General features: G+C 64.0%; 18 protein-coding genes. 17 read left to right on the top strand and 1 reads right to left on the bottom strand.

The window, feature by feature from the left end:
• Window positions 1–9: 9 nt before the first annotated feature.
• The 12 genes from fabZ to ispD all read left to right on the top strand — a co-directional run bounded on the left by fabZ (window position 10) and on the right by ispD (window position 14,471).
• Window positions 10–450: a 3-hydroxyacyl-ACP dehydratase FabZ gene (gene fabZ / locus NGM28_RS14465; protein WP_003252314.1), complete on the top strand. Its 441-nt coding sequence runs from the start codon at window positions 10–12 to the stop codon at window positions 448–450.
• Window positions 447–1,223, top strand: a complete 777-nt coding sequence (lpxA, locus tag NGM28_RS14470; protein WP_252090567.1) for an acyl-ACP--UDP-N-acetylglucosamine O-acyltransferase — start codon at window positions 447–449, stop codon at window positions 1,221–1,223. The genes fabZ and lpxA overlap by 4 nt, the downstream gene beginning before the upstream one ends.
• Window position 1,224: 1 nt before the next feature.
• Complete coding sequence (lpxB, locus tag NGM28_RS14475; RefSeq protein ID WP_252090568.1) at window positions 1,225–2,352, top strand: lipid-A-disaccharide synthase; 1,128 nt, start codon at window positions 1,225–1,227, stop codon at window positions 2,350–2,352.
• 1 nt (window position 2,353) lies between these two features.
• Entirely contained in the window at window positions 2,354–2,977 is a 624-nt protein-coding gene (gene rnhB, locus NGM28_RS14480; protein ID WP_252090569.1) for a ribonuclease HII, read from the top strand.
• 153 nt (window positions 2,978–3,130) lie between these two features.
• Window positions 3,131–6,655 (top strand): DNA polymerase III subunit alpha, encoded by a 3,525-nt coding sequence (dnaE, locus tag NGM28_RS14485; protein ID WP_252090570.1) that lies wholly within the window; start codon window positions 3,131–3,133, stop codon window positions 6,653–6,655.
• Window positions 6,656–6,760: 105 nt separating this feature from the next.
• Window positions 6,761–7,708 carry an acetyl-CoA carboxylase carboxyltransferase subunit alpha gene (locus NGM28_RS14490; RefSeq protein WP_252090571.1) on the top strand — a complete coding sequence of 316 codons (948 nt, stop codon included), beginning with the start codon at window positions 6,761–6,763 and terminating at the stop codon, window positions 7,706–7,708.
• Window positions 7,709–7,847: 139 nt separating this feature from the next.
• Window positions 7,848–9,131 (top strand): tRNA lysidine(34) synthetase TilS, encoded by a 1,284-nt coding sequence (tilS, locus tag NGM28_RS14495; RefSeq protein WP_252090572.1) that lies wholly within the window; start codon window positions 7,848–7,850, stop codon window positions 9,129–9,131.
• Between the two features lie 269 nt (window positions 9,132–9,400).
• The gene (pyrG, locus tag NGM28_RS14500) at window positions 9,401–11,029 is read left to right on the top strand and encodes a CTP synthase (RefSeq protein WP_011535262.1); all 1,629 of its coding nucleotides are present in this window, start codon (window positions 9,401–9,403) and stop codon (window positions 11,027–11,029) included.
• A gap of 3 nt (window positions 11,030–11,032) precedes the next feature.
• Complete coding sequence (kdsA, locus tag NGM28_RS14505) at window positions 11,033–11,878, top strand: 3-deoxy-8-phosphooctulonate synthase (RefSeq protein WP_240063831.1); 846 nt, start codon at window positions 11,033–11,035, stop codon at window positions 11,876–11,878.
• 153 nt (window positions 11,879–12,031) lie between these two features.
• Window positions 12,032–13,321, top strand: coding sequence for a phosphopyruvate hydratase (gene eno / locus NGM28_RS14510; RefSeq protein WP_203651149.1), 1,290 nt, complete (start codon window positions 12,032–12,034; stop codon window positions 13,319–13,321).
• Window positions 13,322–13,479: 158 nt separating this feature from the next.
• The gene (ftsB, locus tag NGM28_RS14515; protein WP_252090573.1) at window positions 13,480–13,767 is read left to right on the top strand and encodes a cell division protein FtsB; all 288 of its coding nucleotides are present in this window, start codon (window positions 13,480–13,482) and stop codon (window positions 13,765–13,767) included.
• Window positions 13,764–14,471, top strand: a complete 708-nt coding sequence (gene ispD, locus NGM28_RS14520) for a 2-C-methyl-D-erythritol 4-phosphate cytidylyltransferase (protein ID WP_252090574.1) — start codon at window positions 13,764–13,766, stop codon at window positions 14,469–14,471. The genes ftsB and ispD overlap by 4 nt, the downstream gene beginning before the upstream one ends.
• Window positions 14,472–14,571: 100 nt before the next feature.
• Here ispD and NGM28_RS14525 read toward each other — a convergent pair whose 3' ends face one another.
• Entirely contained in the window at window positions 14,572–15,474 is a 903-nt protein-coding gene (locus NGM28_RS14525; RefSeq protein WP_252090575.1) for a LysR substrate-binding domain-containing protein, read from the bottom strand.
• A 108-nt stretch (window positions 15,475–15,582) separates the two neighbouring features.
• On the opposite strand from NGM28_RS14525, the gene NGM28_RS14530 reads away from it, so the two are divergent.
• The 5 genes from NGM28_RS14530 (at window position 15,583) to surE (ending at window position 20,026) form a co-directional block, all read left to right on the top strand.
• Window positions 15,583–16,695 carry an S-(hydroxymethyl)glutathione dehydrogenase/class III alcohol dehydrogenase gene (locus tag NGM28_RS14530; RefSeq protein ID WP_213657989.1) on the top strand — a complete coding sequence of 371 codons (1,113 nt, stop codon included), beginning with the start codon at window positions 15,583–15,585 and terminating at the stop codon, window positions 16,693–16,695.
• Window positions 16,696–16,705: 10 nt separating this feature from the next.
• Window positions 16,706–17,554: an S-formylglutathione hydrolase gene (gene fghA, locus NGM28_RS14535; protein ID WP_252090576.1), complete on the top strand. Its 849-nt coding sequence runs from the start codon at window positions 16,706–16,708 to the stop codon at window positions 17,552–17,554.
• A gap of 206 nt (window positions 17,555–17,760) precedes the next feature.
• The gene (gene ispF, locus NGM28_RS14540) at window positions 17,761–18,234 is read left to right on the top strand and encodes a 2-C-methyl-D-erythritol 2,4-cyclodiphosphate synthase (protein ID WP_240063827.1); all 474 of its coding nucleotides are present in this window, start codon (window positions 17,761–17,763) and stop codon (window positions 18,232–18,234) included.
• Entirely contained in the window at window positions 18,231–19,289 is a 1,059-nt protein-coding gene (gene truD / locus NGM28_RS14545) for a tRNA pseudouridine(13) synthase TruD (RefSeq protein WP_252090577.1), read from the top strand. Before ispF ends, truD begins: the two co-directional genes overlap by 4 nt.
• On the top strand, window positions 19,277–20,026 hold the full coding sequence (gene surE / locus NGM28_RS14550; protein ID WP_252090578.1) for a 5'/3'-nucleotidase SurE: 750 nt from the start codon (window positions 19,277–19,279) through the stop codon (window positions 20,024–20,026). The genes truD and surE overlap by 13 nt, the downstream gene beginning before the upstream one ends.
• The last annotated feature ends 30 nt before the right edge of the window (window positions 20,027–20,056 follow it).

The raw sequence follows: 20,056 nt of genomic DNA on the forward strand, positions 1-20,056 counted from the left end.
CCCCCCGAAATGATGGACATCAACGAGATTCGCGAATACCTGCCTCACCGTTACCCGTTCCTGCTGGTGGATCGCGTGACGGACCTGGACTTCGAGGCCCAAAGCATTCGTGCCTACAAGAATGTCAGCATCAACGAGCCGTTCTTCAATGGCCACTTCCCGGCGCACCCGATCATGCCCGGCGTGCTGATCATCGAGGCGATGGCCCAGGCGGCCGGGATTCTCGGATTCAAGATGCTCGACGCCAAGCCGGCCGACGGCACCCTCTACTACTTCGTCGGCTCCGACAAGCTGCGCTTCCGCCAGCCGGTGCTGCCGGGCGACCAGCTGGTGCTGGAAGCCAAGTTCCTCAGCCGCAAGAGCATGATCTGGAAATTCGAGTGCCGGGCCCTGGTCGACGGCAAGCCCGTCTGCTCGGCTGAGATCACCTGCGCGGAACGCTCCCTATGAGTTCGATTGATCCTCGGGCGATCATCGACCCTTCGGCCAAGCTGGCCGAAGGGGTCGAGGTCGGCCCCTGGTCGATCGTAGGCCCCGATGTGGAAATCGGGGAAGGCACCGTCATCGGTCCGCATGTAGTGATCAAAGGGCCGACCCGCATCGGCAAGCACAACCGCATCTACCAGTTCTCGTCGATTGGCGAAGACACCCCTGACATGAAGTACAAGGGTGAGCCAACGCGCCTGGTGATGGGTGATCACAACGTGATCCGCGAGGGCGTCACCATTCACCGCGGTACTATCCAGGACCGTTCGGAAACGACGCTGGGCGACCATAACCTGATCATGGCCTATGCCCACATCGGCCACGACAGCGTAATCGGCAACCACTGCATCCTGGTCAACAACACGGCGCTTGCCGGGCACGTGCATGTGGGCGACTGGGCGATCCTGTCGGGCTACACGCTGGTGCATCAGTACTGCCACATCGGCGCCCACGCGTTCTCTGGCATGGGCACGGCGATCGGCAAGGACGTGCCAGCCTACGTCACGGTCTTCGGCAGCCCCGCCGAAGCGCGCAGCATGAACTTCGAAGGCTTGCGTCGCCGCGGCTTCAGCGATGACGTGCTGCACGCGCTGCGTCGCGCCTACAAGATCGTCTACCGCCAGGGCCTCACCGTCGAAGAGGCGATGAAGGAACTGGACGAACTGGTCACCCAGTTCCCTGAAGTCGAATTGTTCCGCCAGTCGATCGCCAACTCCGCCCGCGGCATCACCCGCTGACATGGCCCAGCTCTGCGTTGCGCTGGTCGCGGGCGAGGCCAGCGGCGATATTCTTGGCTCCGGTCTGATGCGCGCCATCAAGGCGCGCCATCCCGATGTGCGGTTCATTGGTGTTGGTGGCCCGTTGATGGAAGCCGAGGGCATGACCTCTTATTTCCCCATGGAGCGCCTGGCGGTCATGGGCCTGGTCGAAGTGCTCGGGCGCCTGCGCGAGCTGCTCAAGCGGCGCAAGGAGCTGATCCGGACGCTGATCGACGAAAAGCCCGACGTGTTCATCGGCATCGACGCCCCTGACTTCACCCTCAACATCGAACTCAAGTTGCGTCAGGCCGGCATCAAGACCGTGCACTACGTCAGCCCGTCGGTCTGGGCCTGGCGACAGAAGCGTGTGCTGAAGATCCGCGAAGGTTGCGACCTGATGCTCACCCTGTTGCCGTTCGAGGCGCGCTTCTATGAAGAGCAGGGCGTGCCGGTGCGCTTTGTCGGCCACCCCCTGGCCGACACCATTCCCCTCGAGGCTGATCGCGCTGGCGCACGTGCCGAGCTCGGCCTGGCCGTAGGCCCGGTCATCGCCCTCATGCCGGGTAGCCGGGGTGGTGAAGTGGGGCGTCTGGGCGCGCTGTTCCTGGACGCCGCGCAGCGTTTGCGCGAGTTGGTGCCGGGTGTGCGTTTTGTCTTGCCCTGCGCCAATGCCGCACGGCGTGCCCAGGTCGAGCAGATGCTCGAGGGCCGCGACCTGCCGCTGATGCTGCTCGATGGCCGCTCGCACCAGGCATTGGCCGCTTGCGACGTGGTGCTGATCGCCTCGGGTACGGCGACACTCGAGGCGATGCTGTACAAGCGCCCCATGGTCGTGGCTTATCGCTTGGCGCCGCTGACCTACTGGATTCTCAAACGCATGGTCAAAAGCCCGTACGTGTCGCTGCCCAATCTGCTGGCCCAGCGCATGCTGGTGCCGGAGTTGCTGCAGGATGCCGCCACCAGTGAAGCCCTGGCGCAGGCCCTGGCGCCACTGGTCAGGGATGGCTCGCACCAGACCGACAGCTTTGACCAGATTCACCGCACGTTGCGCCGCGACGCCTCCAATCAGGCCGCTGACGCCGTACTTGCCCTGTTGAAGGACCGCTGACATGCAGATGGGACTGGATTTCAACCTGGTCGAGGAACTGGTGGCCGGCGTCGATGAAGTGGGCCGTGGCCCGCTGTGCGGTGCGCTGGTCACTGCGGCGGTGATTCTCGACCCGCGCCGGCCGATCCTCGGCTTGAACGACTCGAAGAAGCTCACCGAGGCCAGGCGCGACGCGCTGTTCGACGAGATTCGCGAGAAGGCGCTGAGCTTTTGCATCGCCCGGGCCGAGGTCGAGGAAATCGACCGCCTGAACATTCTCCAGGCCACCATGCTGGCCATGCAGCGTGCGGTCGAAGGGTTGCATATCTCGCCGAAACTGGCGTTGATCGATGGCAACCGCTGCCCGAAGCTCGCGGTGCCGGCGGCGCCCGTGGTCAAGGGTGACTCGCAGGTGCCAGCAATTGCGGCGGCTTCTATCCTGGCCAAGGTTACCCGTGACCGGGAGATGAGCGAGTTCGAGCTGATCTACCCGGGGTACGGGATTGGCGGGCACAAGGGGTATCCGACGCCTGTGCACCTCGAGGCGCTGGCCCGGCTGGGGCCGACGCCCATCCATCGGCGTTCGTTCGCACCTGTTCGCGCCGCATGGGAAGCCCGTGAGGGGTATTCCAATTCCCTGATCTGATCAGGGGCTGTTCGCCGGCAAGCCGGCTCCTACGGGGTGCGTACCCTTGCAGGGGCCGGCTTGCCGGCGAACGGGCCACAGCGTGGCCCGAAACCCGCCGCCATTTGCGCTACAATCCCGCCCTTGTCGTTCAGCTCTGCTACAGGATCCTCCATGTCGGTCTCCTTCGTTCACCTTCGCGTGCACTCCGAATTCTCCCTGGTCGACGGCCTGGTGCGGATCAAGCCGCTGGCCAAGGCCCTGGCCGGGATGAACATGCCGGCGGTGGCGATCACCGACCAGAGCAACATGTGCTCGCTGGTGAAGTTCTACAAGACCGCCATGGGCGCCGGGATCAAGCCGATCTGCGGCGCCGACCTGTGGCTGGCCGGGGCCGACCCCGAGGCGCCGCTGTCGCGCATCTGCTTCCTGGCCATGAACCCCAAGGGCTATCGCAACCTCACCGAACTGATCTCGCGCGGCTGGACCGACGGCCAGCGCAACGGCCTGGTGATCATCCAGCGCGACTGGATCGCTCCGGCCAGCGAGGGGTTGATCGCCCTGTCCGCGGGCAAGGAGGGGGATATCGGCATGGCCTTGATGGCCGGTCGCCAGGCTGAAGCCGAGGTGCTGCTCGGTGACTGGATGGGCATGTTCCCGGATCGCTTCTACGTCGAGGTGCAACGCACCAACCGCGCTGGCGATGAAGAATATGTGCATGCCGCCGTCGCCCTGGCCGACAAGTTCGCTGCGCCGCTGGTGGCGACCAATGACGTGCGTTTCATCAAACAGACCGATTTTGACGCCCACGAAACCCGTGTTTGCATCGGCGAGGGCTGGACCCTTGATGACCCGCGCCGCCCGCGTCGCTACAGTGACCAGCAGTACCTGAAGTCGGCCGAAGAAATGGCCGAGCTGTTCAGCGACCTGCCCGACGCCATCGCCAACACCGTGGAGATCGCCAAACGCTGCAACATCACCGTGCAGTTGGGCAAGTACTTCCTCCCCGACTTCCCCACGCCCAATGGCATGGGCATCGATGATTACCTGCGCCATGTCTCCCACGAAGGCCTGGAAGAACGCCTGGCGGTACTGTGGCCGAAAGAGACCACACCGAATTATGAAGAGAAGCGCCAGGTCTACCTTGACCGCCTGAAGTTCGAGCTGGACATCATCATCCAGATGGGCTTCCCCGGTTACTTCCTGATCGTGATGGACTTCATCAAGTGGGCCAAGAACAACGACGTGCCGGTTGGCCCCGGCCGGGGTTCGGGTGCCGGCTCGCTGGTGGCCTACGTGCTGAAGATCACCGACCTCGACCCGCTGGCCTACGACCTGCTGTTCGAGCGTTTCCTCAACCCTGAACGTATTTCCATGCCCGACTTCGATGTCGACTTCTGCATGGACGGCCGCGACCGGGTGATCGACTACGTCGCCGAGGCCTATGGCCGTAATGCGGTGAGCCAGATCATCACCTTCGGCACCATGGCCGCCAAGGCGGTGGTGCGCGACGTGGCGCGGGTGCAGGGCAAGTCCTACGGCCTGGCCGACCGCCTGTCGAAGATGATCCCCTTCGAAGTGGGCATGACCCTGGAGAAGGCCTACGAGCAGGAAGAGATCCTGCGCGACTTCCTCAAAAGCGACGAGGACGGCCGCGAGATCTGGGACATGGCCCTCAAGCTCGAGGGTGTCACCCGTGGTACCGGCAAGCACGCCGGTGGCGTGGTGATCGCGCCGACCAAGCTTACCGACTTCTCGCCGATTGCCTGTGACGAAGAGGGCGGCGGCCTGGTGACCCAGTTCGACAAGGATGATGTCGAGGCCGCGGGCCTGGTGAAGTTCGACTTCCTCGGCCTGCGCACTCTGACGATCATCAAGTGGGCGATGGAGATCATCAACCGCGAGCAGAAAAAGAAGGACCTGCCCGACGTCAACATCGACTTCATCCCGCTGGATGACCGCAAGACTTACGAGCTGCTGCAGAAGGCCGAGACCACGGCGGTGTTCCAGCTCGAATCCCGCGGCATGAAGGAGCTGATCAAGAAGCTCAAGCCCGACTGTCTGGAAGATCTCATCGCACTGGTGGCACTGTTCCGTCCGGGCCCGCTGCAATCGGGCATGGTGGATGACTTCATCAACCGCAAGCACGGCCGCGCCGAGCTGGCCTACCCGCACTCGGACTACCAGTACGAGGGGCTCAAGCCGGTCCTGGCACCGACCTACGGCATCATCCTGTATCAGGAACAGGTGATGCAGATCGCCCAGGTGATGGCGGGCTACACGCTCGGTGGCGCGGACATGCTGCGTCGAGCCATGGGCAAGAAAAAGCCCGAGGAAATGGCCAAGCAGCGAGGTGGCTTCATCGAAGGCTGCGTGGCCAACAATATCGACGCGGACCTGGCGGGCAACATCTTCGACCTGGTGGAGAAGTTCGCCGGCTACGGCTTCAACAAATCCCACTCCGCCGCCTATGGCCTGGTGTCCTACCAGACCGCCTGGCTGAAGACCCATTACCCGGCGCCATTCATGGCTGCGGTACTGTCGGCGGATATGCACAACACCGACAAGGTGGTGGTGCTGGTCGAGGAAGTGCGCAGCATGAAGCTGCGCCTCGACGCGCCGGACGTGAACTTCTCCGACTTCAAGTTCACCGTCAACGACGACGGCCGCATCGTCTACGGCCTGGGGGCGATCAAGGGGGTGGGCGAGGGCCCGGTGGAGGCGATCGTCGAGGCGCGCGCGCAAGGCGGCCCGTTCAAGGACCTGTTCGACTTCTGCGAGCGCATCGACCTCAAGCGCGTTAACAAGCGCACCCTCGATGCCTTGATCCGCAGTGGCGCGCTTGACCGGCTGGGGCCGCACTTCCATGACGAGATCAAGGCCTACCAGGCCAACATCGACCGTAACCGTGCGGTGCTGTTATCGGCCCTGGAAGAAGCGGTGAAGTCTGCCGAGCAGACCGCCCGCACCGCCGACAGCGGTCATGTCGACTTGTTCGGCGGGCTGTTCGTCGAGGAAGATTCGGACGTCTACGCCAATTACCACAAGGTGCGCGAGCTGACCCTCAAGGAGCGCCTGAAAGGCGAGAAGGACACGCTGGGTCTCTATCTCACCGGTCACCCGATCGACGAGTACGAAACCGAGATTCGCCGCTTCGCCCGACAGCGCATCGTCGACCTCAAGCCTGCGCGGGACACACAGACCATCGCGGGCATGATCATTGCGCTGCGGGTGATGAAGAACAAGAAAGGCGACAAGATGGGCTTCGTCACCCTCGACGACCGCTCCGGGCGTATCGAAGCCTCGCTGTTCGCCGACGCCTTCATGGCCGCCCAGGCCCTGTTGCAGACCGACGCCATGGTGGTGGTGGAAGGGGAGGTGAGCAACGATGACTTCTCCGGTGGCCTGCGCCTGCGGGTCAAGACGGTGATGACCATGGAGGATGCGCGCACCAAGCTGGCCGAGAGCCTGCGCCTGAAGCTCAGCCACGAGGCACTCAAGGGTGACCGTCTGAGCTGGCTGGGCGAATTGATCAACCGCCACCGCGGTGGCTGCCCGATCACCCTGGAGTACACCGGCAGCGACGCCAAGGCCATGCTGCAGTTCGGCGACCAGTGGTCGATCGACCCGGCCGATGGCCTGATTCAGGCACTGCGTGACCAGTTCGGGCGTGAGAACGTCTTCTTGCAATACCGTTGAAACGACGCATTTTAATCTCGACCTTTATGCGCCTGATCCCTTAAGGTAGGGCGCCAAACGGATCAACCGGCCGGCCGCCTGGCCGTAGACCCAAGACGGAAGCCTATGAACCCGAATTTCCTCGATTTCGAACAGCCGATTGCCGACCTGCAAGCCAAGATCGAAGAGCTGCGCCTGGTGGGCAACGACAACTCGCTGAACATCAGCGATGAAATTGCCCGTCTGCAGGACAAGAGCAGCACCCTGACCGAGAGCATCTTCGGCAACCTGACCAGCTGGCAGATCGCCCGTCTGGCCCGTCACCCGCGCCGCCCGTACACCCTCGACTACATCGAGCACATCTTCACCGAGTTCGAAGAGCTGCATGGCGACCGTCACTTCTCCGACGACGCCGCGATCGTCGGTGGCACCGCGCGCCTGAACGACAAGCCGGTCATGGTCATCGGCCACCAGAAAGGCCGCGAAGTGCGCGAGAAGGTGCGCCGCAACTTCGGCATGCCGCGCCCTGAGGGCTACCGCAAGGCCTGCCGCCTGATGGAAATGGCCGAGCGCTTCAAAATGCCGATCCTGACCTTCATCGATACGCCGGGCGCCTACCCGGGCATCGACGCCGAAGAGCGCAACCAGAGCGAAGCCATCGCCTGGAACCTGCGTGTGATGGCGCGCCTGAAAACGCCAATCATCGCCACCGTGATCGGTGAGGGTGGTTCCGGTGGCGCACTGGCCATTGGCGTGTGCGACCAGCTGAACATGCTGCAGTACTCCACCTACTCGGTGATCTCGCCGGAAGGCTGCGCCTCGATCCTGTGGAAGACTGCGGACAAGGCCGCCGACGCGGCTGAAGCCATGGGCATCACCGCCGAGCGCCTGAAGAGCCTGAACATCGTCGACAAGGTCATCCAGGAGCCGCTGGGCGGTGCCCACCGTGACCCGGCGAAGATGGCGGCGAACGTTCGTGCCGACCTGATCGAGCAGTTGGACATGCTCGGCAAACTCGACAACGACACGCTGCTCAAGCGCCGTTACGATCGCCTGATGAGCTACGGTCTCTGATGAAACCCGGGGCCGCTTTGCGGCCCTTTCGCGGCACAAGGCCGCTCCTACAGGCGACCGCGATCCCTTGTAGGAGCGGCCTTGTGCCGCGAAAGGGGTGCGAAGCGCCCCCGGCGACCTCAAGTTATGTGAGGCCCTGATGCTCAACCTCACCCCCTGGATTTCAGCCCCCGCCTGGTACGTCGCCTTCTCCGGCGGTCTCGATTCCACTGTCCTCCTGCACCTGCTCGCCGACTACGCCCGCCAGCATCCAACGCCCCCCTTGCGCGCGATCCATGTCCATCACGGCCTGCAACGCGCCGCCGATGCCTGGCCCGCCCATTGCCAGTCGGTCTGCGATGCCCTGGGTATCGAGCTCGAGGTGATCCCTGTCCAGGTCGCCCCCGGCGCCAGTCTCGAGCAGGCCGCGCGCAATGCCCGCTACGGCGCTTTCGAACAATTGCTCAAGCCTGGTGATGTGCTGTTCACCGGCCAGCACCGCGATGATCAGGCCGAGACCTTGCTCTTTCGCCTGCTTCGCGGTGCAGGCCTACGCGGATTGTCTGCCATGCCGGTACACCGGGCGCTGGGGCAGGGCAGGCTGGTGCGGCCGATGCTGGGGCTGTCGCGCCAGCGGTTGCAGGCCTATGCCGATACTCACGGCCTGGTGTGGGTCGACGACCCCTCCAATTGCGACACGGCCTTCGCCCGCAACTTCCTCCGTGGAGAGGTCTTGCCGCTGTTACACAGTCGCTGGCCCCAGGCCGAGGCCAGCCTGGCGCGCAGCGCAGAGCACCTGGGCGAGGCGCTGGGGCTGCTGGACGAATTGGCCGCCAGCGACTTGGCGTGTGCCTGCGGCAAAGCGCCGCTGCCGTGGTTGGGGCTGGACTCTCTGAATCTCGAGCTGCTTGCAGCGCTGTCACCTGCGCGCCAGCGTAATGCGTTGCAGTTCTGGCTCAGCCGGCGTACCCGCCTGCCTGACAGCCGCCACTGGGCCGGTTGGAACGATCTGCTTGAAGCAGCCCCTGATGCCTCCCCGATCTGGCGCCTGGCCGATGGCGAACTGCACCGCAGTCATGGGCGGATCTGGTGGCTGAGCGGCGACTGGTTGACCGGTGTGTCGAGTGAACAGCTCTGGTTGGACAGTGCCCGGCCCCTGATCCTGACGGGTAATGGCAGTGTTCGCCTGGCACCCGGTCACGCGGGTGAAGGCCTGCGTATCCGCTACCGCCAGGGGGGCGAGGTCCTGCAGGTGCCCGGCCGCGGTCGACGCGATCTCAAGCGCCTGCTCAACGAACGGCAGGTCCCGCACTTTGTGCGTCCGCGCCTGCCGCTGCTGTACCGGGGCGAGCAATTGCTGGCGGTGGCCAACCTGCCCGGACTGACGCAAGCCGATTGGCAGTTGCACTGGCAACCACCGACGAACGTGCAAGGTTTGAGCTGAAGGGTACATTCGGGTAGACTACCCTCCCTTCTTGATACAGCTTCTGTGGGTTCCGCGAAAACACAGAGGTTGCCGATTACCAAGCAGTTTTTTGCTGGGCTGATTCTTAAAATGACGAGCGAGCTCCATGCCGGGGATACCCCTGGTCTGTACAGACGCGGCAGTTGTTCGAGATGCACTGTGATTGACGCAGGTGATCGGGGGCTTCGGCCTTCCTTCGCTTTCTCCGGCGGCCCATGCCGCCTTAACGCAGACTTCTAGGGTTTTTCATGACGCGCTACATATTCGTCACGGGCGGTGTTGTTTCTTCATTGGGGAAAGGCATTGCCTCGGCTTCCCTGGCGGCCATCCTGGAAGCGCGGGGGCTCAAGGTCACCATGCTCAAGCTGGACCCGTACATCAACGTCGACCCGGGCACCATGAGCCCGTTCCAGCACGGTGAAGTGTTCGTCACCCACGACGGCGCCGAGACCGACCTCGACCTGGGCCACTACGAGCGGTTCATCCGCACCACGATGACCCAGAACAACAACTTCACCACAGGCCGCATCTACGAGCACGTGCTGCGTAAAGAGCGCCGTGGTGACTACCTGGGCGCGACCATCCAGGTCATCCCGCACATCACCGACGAAATCAAGCGTCGCATCATCAAGGGCGCCGGTGATGCCGACGTCGCGTTGGTCGAGATCGGCGGTACCGTGGGCGACATCGAGTCGCAGCCGTTCCTCGAGGCCATCCGCCAGCTGCGCGTCGAAGTGGGCTCCAAGCGTGCCATGCTGATGCACCTGACGCTGGTTCCGTACATCGCCACCGCTGGCGAGACCAAGACCAAGCCGACCCAGCACTCGGTCAAGGAGCTGCGCTCCATCGGCCTGCAGCCTGACGTGCTGATCTGCCGCTCCGACCACCCGGTCGACGCTTCGTCGCGTCGCAAGATCGCGCTGTTCACCAACGTCGAAGAGCGTGCGGTGATTTCGCTGGAAGATGTCGACACCATCTACAAGATTCCTGGCGTGCTGCACGCACAAGGCCTGGACGACTTCGTCGTCGAGCGCTTCGGCCTGCAATGCAACAGCGCCGACCTGTCCGAGTGGGACAAGGTCGTCGATGCCAAGCTCAACCCTGAGCAGGAAGTGACCATCGCCATGGTCGGCAAGTACATGGAGCTGCTGGACGCGTACAAGTCGCTGATCGAAGCGATGAGCCACGCCGGCATCACCAACCGTACCAAGGTCAACCTGCGCTACATCGACTCCGAAGACATCGAGAACCAGGGCACCAGCCTGCTGGAGGGCGCCGACGCCATCCTGGTGCCGGGCGGCTTTGGCCTGCGTGGTGTGGAAGGCAAGATCACCGCGGTGCAATACGCCCGTGAGAACAAGGTCCCGTATCTCGGCATCTGCCTGGGCATGCAGGTGGCCGTGATCGAGTTCGCCCGTAACGTCATGGGCTGGAAAGACGCCAACTCCACCGAGTTCGATCGCAACAGCGGCCACCCGGTCGTCGGCCTGATCACCGAGTGGGCCGATGCCACCGGCGCGGTCGAGACCCGTACCGAAGCCTCCGACCTGGGCGGCACCATGCGCCTGGGCGCGCAGGACTGCCAGATCGTTGCCGGCTCCAAGGTCCACGACTGCTACGGCAAGGACGTGATCACCGAGCGTCACCGTCACCGCTACGAGGTCAACAACAACCTGCTGCCGCAGCTGATGGATGCCGGCCTGGTGGTTTCCGGTCGTTCCGAAGACGGCGCGCTGGTCGAAGTGGTCGAGTCCAAGGACCACCCATGGTTCGTCGCCTGCCAGTTCCACCCGGAATTCACCTCCACGCCACGTGACGGCCACCCGCTGTTCAGCGGCTTCGTCAAGGCTGCCCTGGCACAGAAGAACAAGGCCTGACCCATGACTCAGAAGATCATTCGCGTCGGTAATATCGAGATCGCCAACGACAAGCCGTTCGTCCTGTTCGGCGGCATGAACGTCCTGGAATCCCGTGACCTGGCCCTGAAGGTCTGCGAGGAGTACGTGCGGGTGACCGAGAAACTCGGCATCCCGTACGTGTTCAAGGCCAGCTTCGACAAGGCCAACCGTTCGTCGGTCAACTCGTACCGTGGTCCGGGCATGGAAGAAGGCCTGAAGATCTTCGAGGAGATCAAGCGCACCTTCAACGTGCCAGTGATCACCGATGTGCACGAGCCCTACCAGTGCGAACCGGTGGCAAAAGTGTGCGACATCATCCAGCTGCCGGCCTTCCTGTCGCGCCAGACCGACCTGGTCGTGGCGATGGCCAAGACCGGCGCGGTGATCAACATCAAGAAGGCGCAGTTCCTCGCGCCCCACGAGATGAAGCACATCCTCGCCAAGTGCGTCGAGGCCGGCAACGACCAGCTCATCCTGTGTGAGCGCGGTTCGAGCTTCGGCTACAACAACCTGGTCGTGGACATGCTCGGCTTCGGCATCATGAAAGCGTTCGAGTACCCAGTGTTCTTCGACGTGACCCACTCGCTGCAGACGCCGGGTGGTCGCGCCGACTCCGCCGGTGGTCGCCGCGCCCAGGTTACCGACCTGGCCAAGGCCGGCATGAGCCAGGGCCTGGCGGGGCTGTTCCTCGAGGCCCACCCGGACCCGGACAACGCCAAGTGCGATGGTCCGTGCGCCCTGCGCCTGGACAAGCTGGAGCCGTTCCTGGCCCAGCTCAAGCAACTGGACGACCTGGTGAAAAGTTTTCCGACGGTAGAAACCGCGTAAAGCGCTTTTCTCGGGTAAAGTACCGCCCGTTCCACCCCTGACCTTTCGGTCAGGGGCCCCCTTCGCCAGGCCTGCCCGTGCCATGTCGCCTGGTGAACGGCAAGAATTCCCAAAAGCTGCGTTGTTTTCGTCAATTCTGGAGTGCTTACAACAATGGCAAAGATCGTCGACATCAAAGGTCGTGAAGTTCTCGATTCGCGTGGCAACCCCACCGTGGAAGCCGATGTACTGCTCGACAACGGCATCATCGGCAGCGCCTGCGCGCCGTCGGGTGCTTCCACTGGCTCGCGCGAAGCGCTGGAGCTGCGTGATGGCGACAAGAGCCGTTACCTGGGCAAGGGCGTGCTGAAGGCCGTCGGCAACATCAACGGCCCGATCCGCGACCTGCTGCTGGGCAAGGACCCGGCTGACCAGAAAGCCCTGGACCGCGCCATGATCGAGCTGGACGGTACCGAGAACAAGGCCAAGCTGGGCGCCAACGCCATCCTGGCCGTGTCGCTGGCCGCCGCCAAGGCAGCCGCCCAGGACCTGGACCTGCCTCTGTACGCTCACATCGCCAACCTGAACGGCACCCCGGGCCAGTACTCGATGCCGGTGCCGATGATGAACATCATCAACGGCGGCGAGCACGCCGACAACAACGTCGACATTCAGGAGTTCATGGTGCAGCCGGTTGGCGCCAAGACCTTCTCCGACGGCCTGCGCATGGGCACCGAGATCTTCCACCACCTCAAAGCCGTGCTGAAGGCCCGTGGCCTGAACACCGCCGTCGGTGACGAAGGCGGCTTCGCGCCGAACCTGGCCTCCAACGAAGACGCCCTGGGCGCCATCGCCGAAGCCGTCGAGAAAGCCGGCTACAAGCTGGGCACCGACGTCACCCTGGCCCTGGACTGCGCGGCCTCTGAATTCTACGAAGACGGCAAGTACAACCTGTCCGGCGAAGGCAAGTCGTTCGACGCCGAAGGCTTCGCCGACTACCTGAAAGGCCTGACCGAGCGCTTCCCGATCATCTCGATCGAAGACGGCCTGGACGAGTCCGACTGGGCGGGCTGGAAGATCCTCACTGACAAGATCGGCGAGAAGGTCCAGCTGGTGGGCGACGACCTGTTCGTCACCAACACCAAGATCCTGAAAGAAGGCATCGAGAAAGGCATCGGCAACTCGATCCTGATCAAGTTCAACCAGATCGGCTCGCTGACCGAGACCCTGGAAGCCATCCAGATGGCCAAGGCCGCTGGCTACACCGCGGTGATCTCGCACCGTTCCGGTGAAACCGAGGACTCGACCATCGCCGACCTGGCCGTAGGTACCGCTGCCGGCCAGATCAAGACCGGTTCGCTGTGCCGTTCCGACCGCGTCAGCAAGTACAACCAACTGCTGCGCATCGAAGAGCAACTGGGCGCCAAGGCCGTCTATCGCGGTCGTGCCGAGTTTCGCGGCTGAGCAAGAGATGGTAAAAAGGCAGCAGCCGGGGCCGGCTGAACGTTCACGCTGATCGTTCGGTTGTCTCCAACCGGTTTCTGTCGACGAAGCCTGGCCTCGGCCAGGCTTCGTGCTATCGGAAGCTCGCTGCGGCGGCCTTTTCTACCCTGGATATCTTCATGCGCAGTCCCTATTGGTTGTTCCTCGTCCTGCTCCTGCTCCTGCTGCTCGGCGGCCTGCAATATCGCCTCTGGGTGGGTAATGGCAGCCTGGCGCAAGTGACCGAACTCAAGCAGCAGATCGCCGACCAGCATGCGGAGAACGAACGGCTGCTGGAGCGAAATCGCGTGCTCGATGCTGAAGTCCTGGAGTTGAAGAAAGGTATGGAGACCGTGGAAGAACGGGCTCGTCATGAACTGGGGATGGTCAAGGAGGGCGAAACCCTCTACCAGCTGCCGCAGAAATGACAACTGTACTGCCGGCCTTCTGGGCCGTGATTCCCGCCGCGGGCGTTGGTGCCCGCATGGCTGCCGACCGCCCCAAGCAGTATCTGCAACTGGGCGGGCAGAGTATTCTCGAGCATAGCCTCGACTGTTTCCTCGACCATCCTGCGCTCAAGGGCGTGGTGGTCAGCATTGCCGAAGATGATCCGTATTGGCCTGGCCTGCGTTGCGCCAGCGATCCGCGCATTCAACGCGGGCCGGGTGGCCGTGAGCGGGCCGACTCGGTGCTAAATGCCTTGTTGCTGCTGCATGCCCAAGGGGCGTCTGATGATGACTGGGTGCTGGTGCACGATGCGGCGCGCCCCAATCTGGCACGTAGCGATCTGGACAAGTTGTTGTCCGAGCTTGCAGATGATCCTGTAGGTGGATTGCTGGCGGTGCCTGCGCGGGACACGCTCAAGCGTGCCGGCGCCGATGGCCGCGTGGCCGCCACTGTCGATCGCAGTACTATCTGGCAGGCCTATACGCCACAGATGTTTCGCCTCGGCATGTTGCATCGGGCCCTGGCCGAGTGCCTGGTGTCAGATGTGGCCGTCACCGACGAGTCCTCGGCCATCGAGTGGGCCGGCCATGCGCCCCGCCTGGTCGAAGGGCGCAGTGACAACATCAAGGTGACCCGGCCGGAAGACCTGGAGTGGTTGCGCCAGCGTTGGGCCGGCCGCCGCTGAGCGCCTACCTGGCTTCGTCCCCGTAGGAGCGGCTTCAGCCGCGATCACCCGCGAAGCGGGTGCCAGAACCGCGTTGCCTGCATCGCGGCTGAAGCCGCTCCTACAGTGGCGTGGTGCGATATTCTGGCAATTGCGCCAACCCCTCTTTCAGATAATCCACCAGCCTGCGCACCTTCGGCGACAGGTGCCGCTGCTGCGGGTACAGCGCCCACACCGCTGTGTTCGGCGGCTGGTGCCCCTCCAGCAATGACACCAATGCGCCCGTGTTCAGATGCTCGAGTACGTAATAGTCCGGCAACTGGCACAATCCCATCCCCTGCAATGTCGCATCCAGCACCGCCTGGCCACTGTTACAGCGCCAGTTGCCCTGCACCCGCTGGCTGATCTCGCGGCCATCCTGCTGTAGTGCCCACACCTCGGAACTGCCGATCAGGCAGTTGTGCCGCGCCAGTTCCGACAGACTGTGCGGTCGCCCATAGCGCTCCAGGTAGGCCGGCGAGGCGCACAGGTACATGCGCCGCGGCGCCAGGCGCGTCGCCACCAGCCGGGAATCCTGCAGGCGGCCCAGGCGGATGGCCAGGTCCATGCCTTCGTGCAACAGGTCCAGGGTGCGGTTGCTCAGCTCCACCTCGACCCGTAACTGCGGGTACAACGCCATGAAGCGCGTCACCAGCGGCACGATGAAGCGTTCGCCATAGGCCACGGCGCACGTCATGCGCAACAGCCCCTTGGGTTCACTGGCCAGGTCGCCCATGGCGCGCAGCGCTTCCTCACGGCCATCCTGCAGGCGCTGGCAATGCTGCAGGAAGGTCTGCCCAGCCTCGCTCAGGGTCACCCGCCGTGTGCTGCGATACAGCAAGCGGGTCTGCAGACGTTCTTCCAGGCGGGCGATCTGCCGGCTGATATGCGACGAGGAAACCCCCAGGCGCTCGGCGGCCGCCGTGAACTGCCCCGACTCAGCCACGGCCACGAATTCATCGATGCCTTCCCAGCGGCTGCTCATGGATTATCCCTGTGTGGCAATAATGTTTTGTAGGTGGCCGGATTATTCATCAAATCAAGGTGAATTACACTGCATGGCACTAATCGACACTCTGTCTGGAGACCTTTGATGATCAAGTCCCGCGCCGCCGTCGCCTTCGAGGCCAAGAAACCCCTGGAAATCGTCGAAGTGGACGTGGCCATGCCCAAGGCTGGCGAGGTGCTGCTGCGCGTCGTGGCCTCCGGCGTGTGCCACACCGACGCCTACACGCTGTCCGGTGCCGACCCGGAAGGCATCTTCCCGTCGATCCTCGGCCATGAGGGCGGGGCGATCGTCGAGGCAATCGGCGAGGGTGTGACCTCGGTGGCGGTCGGCGATCACGTGATCCCGCTGTACACCCCGGAATGCGGCCAGTGCAAATTCTGCCGCTCCGGCAAGACCAACCTGTGCCAGGCCATCCGCGCAACCCAAGGCAAGGGCCTGATGCCCGACGGCACCACCCGCTTCAGCTACAAGGGCCAGCAGCTGTTCCACTACATGGGCACCTCGACCTTCTCCGAGTACACCGTGCTGCCGGAAATCTCCGTGGCCAAGATCCAGAAGGAAGCGCCGCTGGAGAAGGTTTGCCTGCTCGGTTGCGGCGTGACCACCGGTATCGGCGCGGTGCTCAACACCGCCAAGGTCAAACCGGGAGACACCGTGGCCATCTTTGGCCTGGGCGGCATCGGCCTGTCGGCGGTGATCGGCGCGGTCAAGGCCAAGGCCTCGCGCATCATCGCCATCGACATCAACCCGGCCAAGTTCGAGATCGCCCGCCAACTGGGTGCCACCGACTGCGTCAACCCGAAGGACTACGATCGTCCGATTCAGGAGGTCATTGTCGACCTCACCGACGGTGGCGTGGACTTCTCCTTCGAGTGCATCGGCAACGTGCAACTGATGCGCGCGGCACTGGAATGCTGCCACAAGGGCTGGGGCGAATCGGTGATCATCGGCGTGGCCGGTGCTGGCCAGGAAATCGCCACCCGTCCGTTCCAGCTGGTGACCGGGCGTGTGTGGCGCGGTTCCGCCTTCGGTGGCGTGCGTGGCCGCAGCGAGCTGCCCAGCTACGTCGAGATGTCCGAGAAGGGCGAGATCCCGCTGGACACCTTCATTACCCACACCATGGGCCTGGAGGACATCAACAAGGCCTTCGACCTGATGCACGAAGGCAAGAGCATCCGCAGCGTGATTCACTTCTGAGGCCCTTGCCATGACGCTGGAAAACATCTCTTGCCAGAAAAGCTTCGGCGGCTGGCACAAGCGTTACCGGCACAGTTCCAAGGTGCTGGGCTGCGACATGGTGTTCGCCGTCTACCTGCCGCCCCAGGCCGAGCAGGGTGAGAAGCTGCCGGTGCTGTATTGGCTCAGCGGCCTTACCTGCACCGACGAGAACTTCATGCAGAAGGCCGGCGCCCAGCGCCTGGCCGCCGAGCTTGGGTTGATCATCGTCGCGCCGGACACCAGCCCGCGGGGCGAGCAGGTGCCGGGCGATCCGGACGGCGCCTGGGATTTTGGCCTGGGCGCCGGGTTCTATCTCAACGCCACCCAGCAGCCCTGGGCGCAGCACTACCGCATGCACGACTATGTGGTACAGGAGCTGCCAGCGCTGATCGAGGCGCACTTCCCGGCCTCCGACCAGCGCAGCATCAGCGGTCACTCCATGGGTGGGCATGGCGCGCTGGTGTGCGCCTTGCGCAACCCTGGGCGTTATCGTTCGGTGTCGGCATTCTCGCCGATCAGCAACCCGATGGATTGCCCGTGGGGCGAGAAGGCGTTCTCCCTCTACTTGGGCGAAGACCGCTCGCGCTGGCGCGAGTGGGACGCCAGTGTGCTGCTGGCCGAGGTCGGTGAGTGTCCGCCGCTGCTGGTGGACCAGGGGGATCGTGACGACTTCTTGGACAAGCAGCTCAAGCCACAGGCGCTGGAGCAGGCGGCGCGCAAGGGTGGGCATCGGCTGACCCTGCGGCTGCAACCGGGGTATGACCACAGCTACTACTTCATCGCCAGCTTTATCGATGAGCACCTGCGTCATCATGCGGTGGCATTGGGCAGGCTGTAGCCCAAGGCCGAGGCGTGCCACGGCCCCGTAGGAGCCAGCCTTGCTGGCGAAGCCGGCGACGCGGTGGCTGGCACCGGCTCTGCCGGTGTTCGCCGGCAAGGCCGGCTCCTACGGGATCCAGTCGTCATCGACAGCCCCAAACACATCCGCCCAAGCCCCTGCAAAGCAGGTAGAATCACGCCCTGACTCAATCAGGGCGATTTTCTATGCGTATTGGCCACGGCTACGATGTCCACCGCTTCTGCGACGGTGATTTCATTACCCTGGGCGGGGTGCGTATCCCCCACAAATACGGCCTGCTGGCCCATTCCGACGGCGACGTGCTGCTGCACGCCCTGAGCGACGCCCTGCTCGGTGCCGCGGCGCTGGGTGACATCGGCAAGCATTTCCCCGACACCGACCCGCAGTTCAAGGGCGCCGACAGCCGCGCGTTGCTGCGTCACGTGGTCGGTATCGTCCGCGACAAGGGCTGGAAGGTCGGCAACGTCGACGCCACCATCGTCGCCCAGGCGCCGAAAATGGCCCCGCATATCGAGACCATGCGCCAGCAGATTGCCGCCGACCTGCAGGTCGAGCTCGATCAGGTCAACGTCAAGGCTACCACCGAAGAGAAACTGGGCTTCACCGGTCGCGAGGAGGGCATCGCCGTGCATGCGGTCGCCCTGTTGCTGCCAGCATGACCGAATTGGAACTGCTGGGGCCGCGCGCCTCGGGCGAAGCGTTGGGTACTGCGGTGCTCAAGGCGGTTGCCGAGGATTTCCAGGTCGATGAAGTCCTCGACATTCCGCTGTCCGGCCAGGGCGAGCACCTGTGGCTGTGGGTCGAGAAGCGCGACCTCAACACCGAGGAAGCCGCCCGCCGCCTGGCCCGTGCCGCCGGTGTGCCGGTGCGCTCGATCAGCTATGCCGGCCTGAAGGATCGCCAGGCCCTGACCCGGCAGTGGTTCAGCCTGCATCTGCCAGGCAAGGCCGACCCCGACTTGTCCCGCGCTGAAGACGAAACCTTGCGGGTGCTCAAGCAGGTGCGCCACCAGCGCAAGCTGCAACGCGGCGCGCACTCGGCCAACGGTTTCACCTTGCGTCTGACCGGGCTGCAGGCCGACCACTCGGCGCTCGATGCGCGTCTTGAACAGCTCAAGCAGCACGGTGTGCCCAACTACTTCGGTGCCCAGCGCTTCGGCCACGGCGGCGGCAATGTCCACGACGCCCACGACTGGGCGGCGCGCCAGGCCCTGCCGGAGCAACGCAATGTCCGCTCGCGGCTGCTCTCCGCCGCGCGCAGCTACCTGTTCAACCAGGTGCTGGCGGCGCGTGTCGCCGATGGCTCCTGGCAACGCGCCCTGGTCGGCGACCTGCTGGCCTTCACCGATAGTCGCAGCTTCTTTACGGCGGGGGAGGCCGAGTGCAGCGATCCGCGCCTGGCGATCCTCGACCTGCACCCCACCGGCCCGCTATGGGGCGAGGGGGCGGCGCCTGGTGGCGGAACGCCGCAGGCGCTCGAGAGTGAGGTCGGTGCCCGCCACCCACAACTGTGCCAATGGCTGGCACGAGCGGGCATGGATCACGAACGGCGCATCCTGCGGCTCCCTATTGGGCGGCTGACGTGGCATTATCCCGAGCCTGATATCCTGCAACTGGAATTCGTCCTTCCGGCCGGATGCTTCGCCACCGTGGTGGTGCGCGAACTCGTCGATCTGGTGCCGGCAGGGCAGACGGACAGCCCATGCGTATTCTGATTTCGAATGACGACGGTGTTACCGCACCAGGCATCGCCGCGCTGCATGCAGCGCTGGCGGACCATGCCGAGTGCGTGGTGATTGCCCCGGATCAAGACAAGAGCGGTGCCGGCAGCTCGCTGACGCTGGACCGGCCGCTGCATCCGCAGACGCTGGCCAACGGCTTCATCAGCCTCAATGGCACCCCCACCGACTGTGTGCACCTGGGGCTCAACGGCCTGCTCGAGCACACCCCCGACATGGTGGTGTCGGGCATCAACCTGGGCGCCAACCTGGGCGATGACGTGCTGTACTCCGGCACGGTCGCCGCCGCGCTCGAAGGCCGCTTCCTCGGTGGCACTTCGCTGGCGTTCTCGTTGCTCTCGCGCTTGCCGGACAACCTGCCCACCGCCGCCTACATCGCCCGCCGGCTGGTCGAGGCGCAATCGTGCCTGGAGCTGCCACCGCGCACAGTGTTGAACATCAACATCCCCAACCTGCCGCTGGAGCACATCCGTGGTATCCAGCTCACCCGCCTGGGCCATCGCGCACGCGCGGCGGCACCGACCAAGGTGGTCAACCCACGGGGCAAGGAAGGTTACTGGATCGCAGTGGCCGGCGATGCCGAGGATGGCGGGCCGGGCACCGATTTCCATGCGGTGATGCAAGGTTATGTCTCGATCACCCCGCTGCAGCTGGATCGCACCTTCAATGATGCCTTCGAGCGCTTCGACGGCTGGCTGGAGGGCGTGCTCTGATGCGCGAACAGGACGATCTGATGCGCCGTG

Origin of the sequence: Pseudomonas sp. MWU13-3659 (assembly GCF_023757525.1) — a bacterium.
Lineage (GTDB): Bacteria > Pseudomonadota > Gammaproteobacteria > Pseudomonadales > Pseudomonadaceae > Aquipseudomonas > Aquipseudomonas entomophila_E.

What these genes read in the sequence shown, in the direction of transcription:
- lpxB (WP_252090568.1), top strand. Translation starts at nt 1,225, where the DNA reads ATGGCCCAGCTCTGCGTTGCGCTGGTCGCGGGCGAGGCCAGCGGCGAT.
- truD (WP_252090577.1), top strand. Translation starts at nt 18,231, where the DNA reads ATGACCGAATTGGAACTGCTGGGGCCGCGCGCCTCGGGCGAAGCGTTG.
- ispD (WP_252090574.1), top strand. Translation starts at nt 13,764, where the DNA reads ATGACAACTGTACTGCCGGCCTTCTGGGCCGTGATTCCCGCCGCGGGC.
- NGM28_RS14525 (WP_252090575.1), bottom strand. Translation starts at nt 15,474, where the DNA reads ATGAGCAGCCGCTGGGAAGGCATCGATGAATTCGTGGCCGTGGCTGAG.
- eno (WP_203651149.1), top strand. Translation starts at nt 12,032, where the DNA reads ATGGCAAAGATCGTCGACATCAAAGGTCGTGAAGTTCTCGATTCGCGT.
- NGM28_RS14490 (WP_252090571.1), top strand. Translation starts at nt 6,761, where the DNA reads ATGAACCCGAATTTCCTCGATTTCGAACAGCCGATTGCCGACCTGCAA.
- tilS (WP_252090572.1), top strand. Translation starts at nt 7,848, where the DNA reads ATGCTCAACCTCACCCCCTGGATTTCAGCCCCCGCCTGGTACGTCGCC.
- ftsB (WP_252090573.1), top strand. Translation starts at nt 13,480, where the DNA reads ATGCGCAGTCCCTATTGGTTGTTCCTCGTCCTGCTCCTGCTCCTGCTG.
- surE (WP_252090578.1), top strand. Translation starts at nt 19,277, where the DNA reads ATGCGTATTCTGATTTCGAATGACGACGGTGTTACCGCACCAGGCATC.
- kdsA (WP_240063831.1), top strand. Translation starts at nt 11,033, where the DNA reads ATGACTCAGAAGATCATTCGCGTCGGTAATATCGAGATCGCCAACGAC.
- lpxA (WP_252090567.1), top strand. Translation starts at nt 447, where the DNA reads ATGAGTTCGATTGATCCTCGGGCGATCATCGACCCTTCGGCCAAGCTG.
- dnaE (WP_252090570.1), top strand. Translation starts at nt 3,131, where the DNA reads ATGTCGGTCTCCTTCGTTCACCTTCGCGTGCACTCCGAATTCTCCCTG.
- ispF (WP_240063827.1), top strand. Translation starts at nt 17,761, where the DNA reads ATGCGTATTGGCCACGGCTACGATGTCCACCGCTTCTGCGACGGTGAT.
- NGM28_RS14530 (WP_213657989.1), top strand. Translation starts at nt 15,583, where the DNA reads ATGATCAAGTCCCGCGCCGCCGTCGCCTTCGAGGCCAAGAAACCCCTG.
- fghA (WP_252090576.1), top strand. Translation starts at nt 16,706, where the DNA reads ATGACGCTGGAAAACATCTCTTGCCAGAAAAGCTTCGGCGGCTGGCAC.
- rnhB (WP_252090569.1), top strand. Translation starts at nt 2,354, where the DNA reads ATGCAGATGGGACTGGATTTCAACCTGGTCGAGGAACTGGTGGCCGGC.
- pyrG (WP_011535262.1), top strand. Translation starts at nt 9,401, where the DNA reads ATGACGCGCTACATATTCGTCACGGGCGGTGTTGTTTCTTCATTGGGG.
- fabZ (WP_003252314.1), top strand. Translation starts at nt 10, where the DNA reads ATGATGGACATCAACGAGATTCGCGAATACCTGCCTCACCGTTACCCG.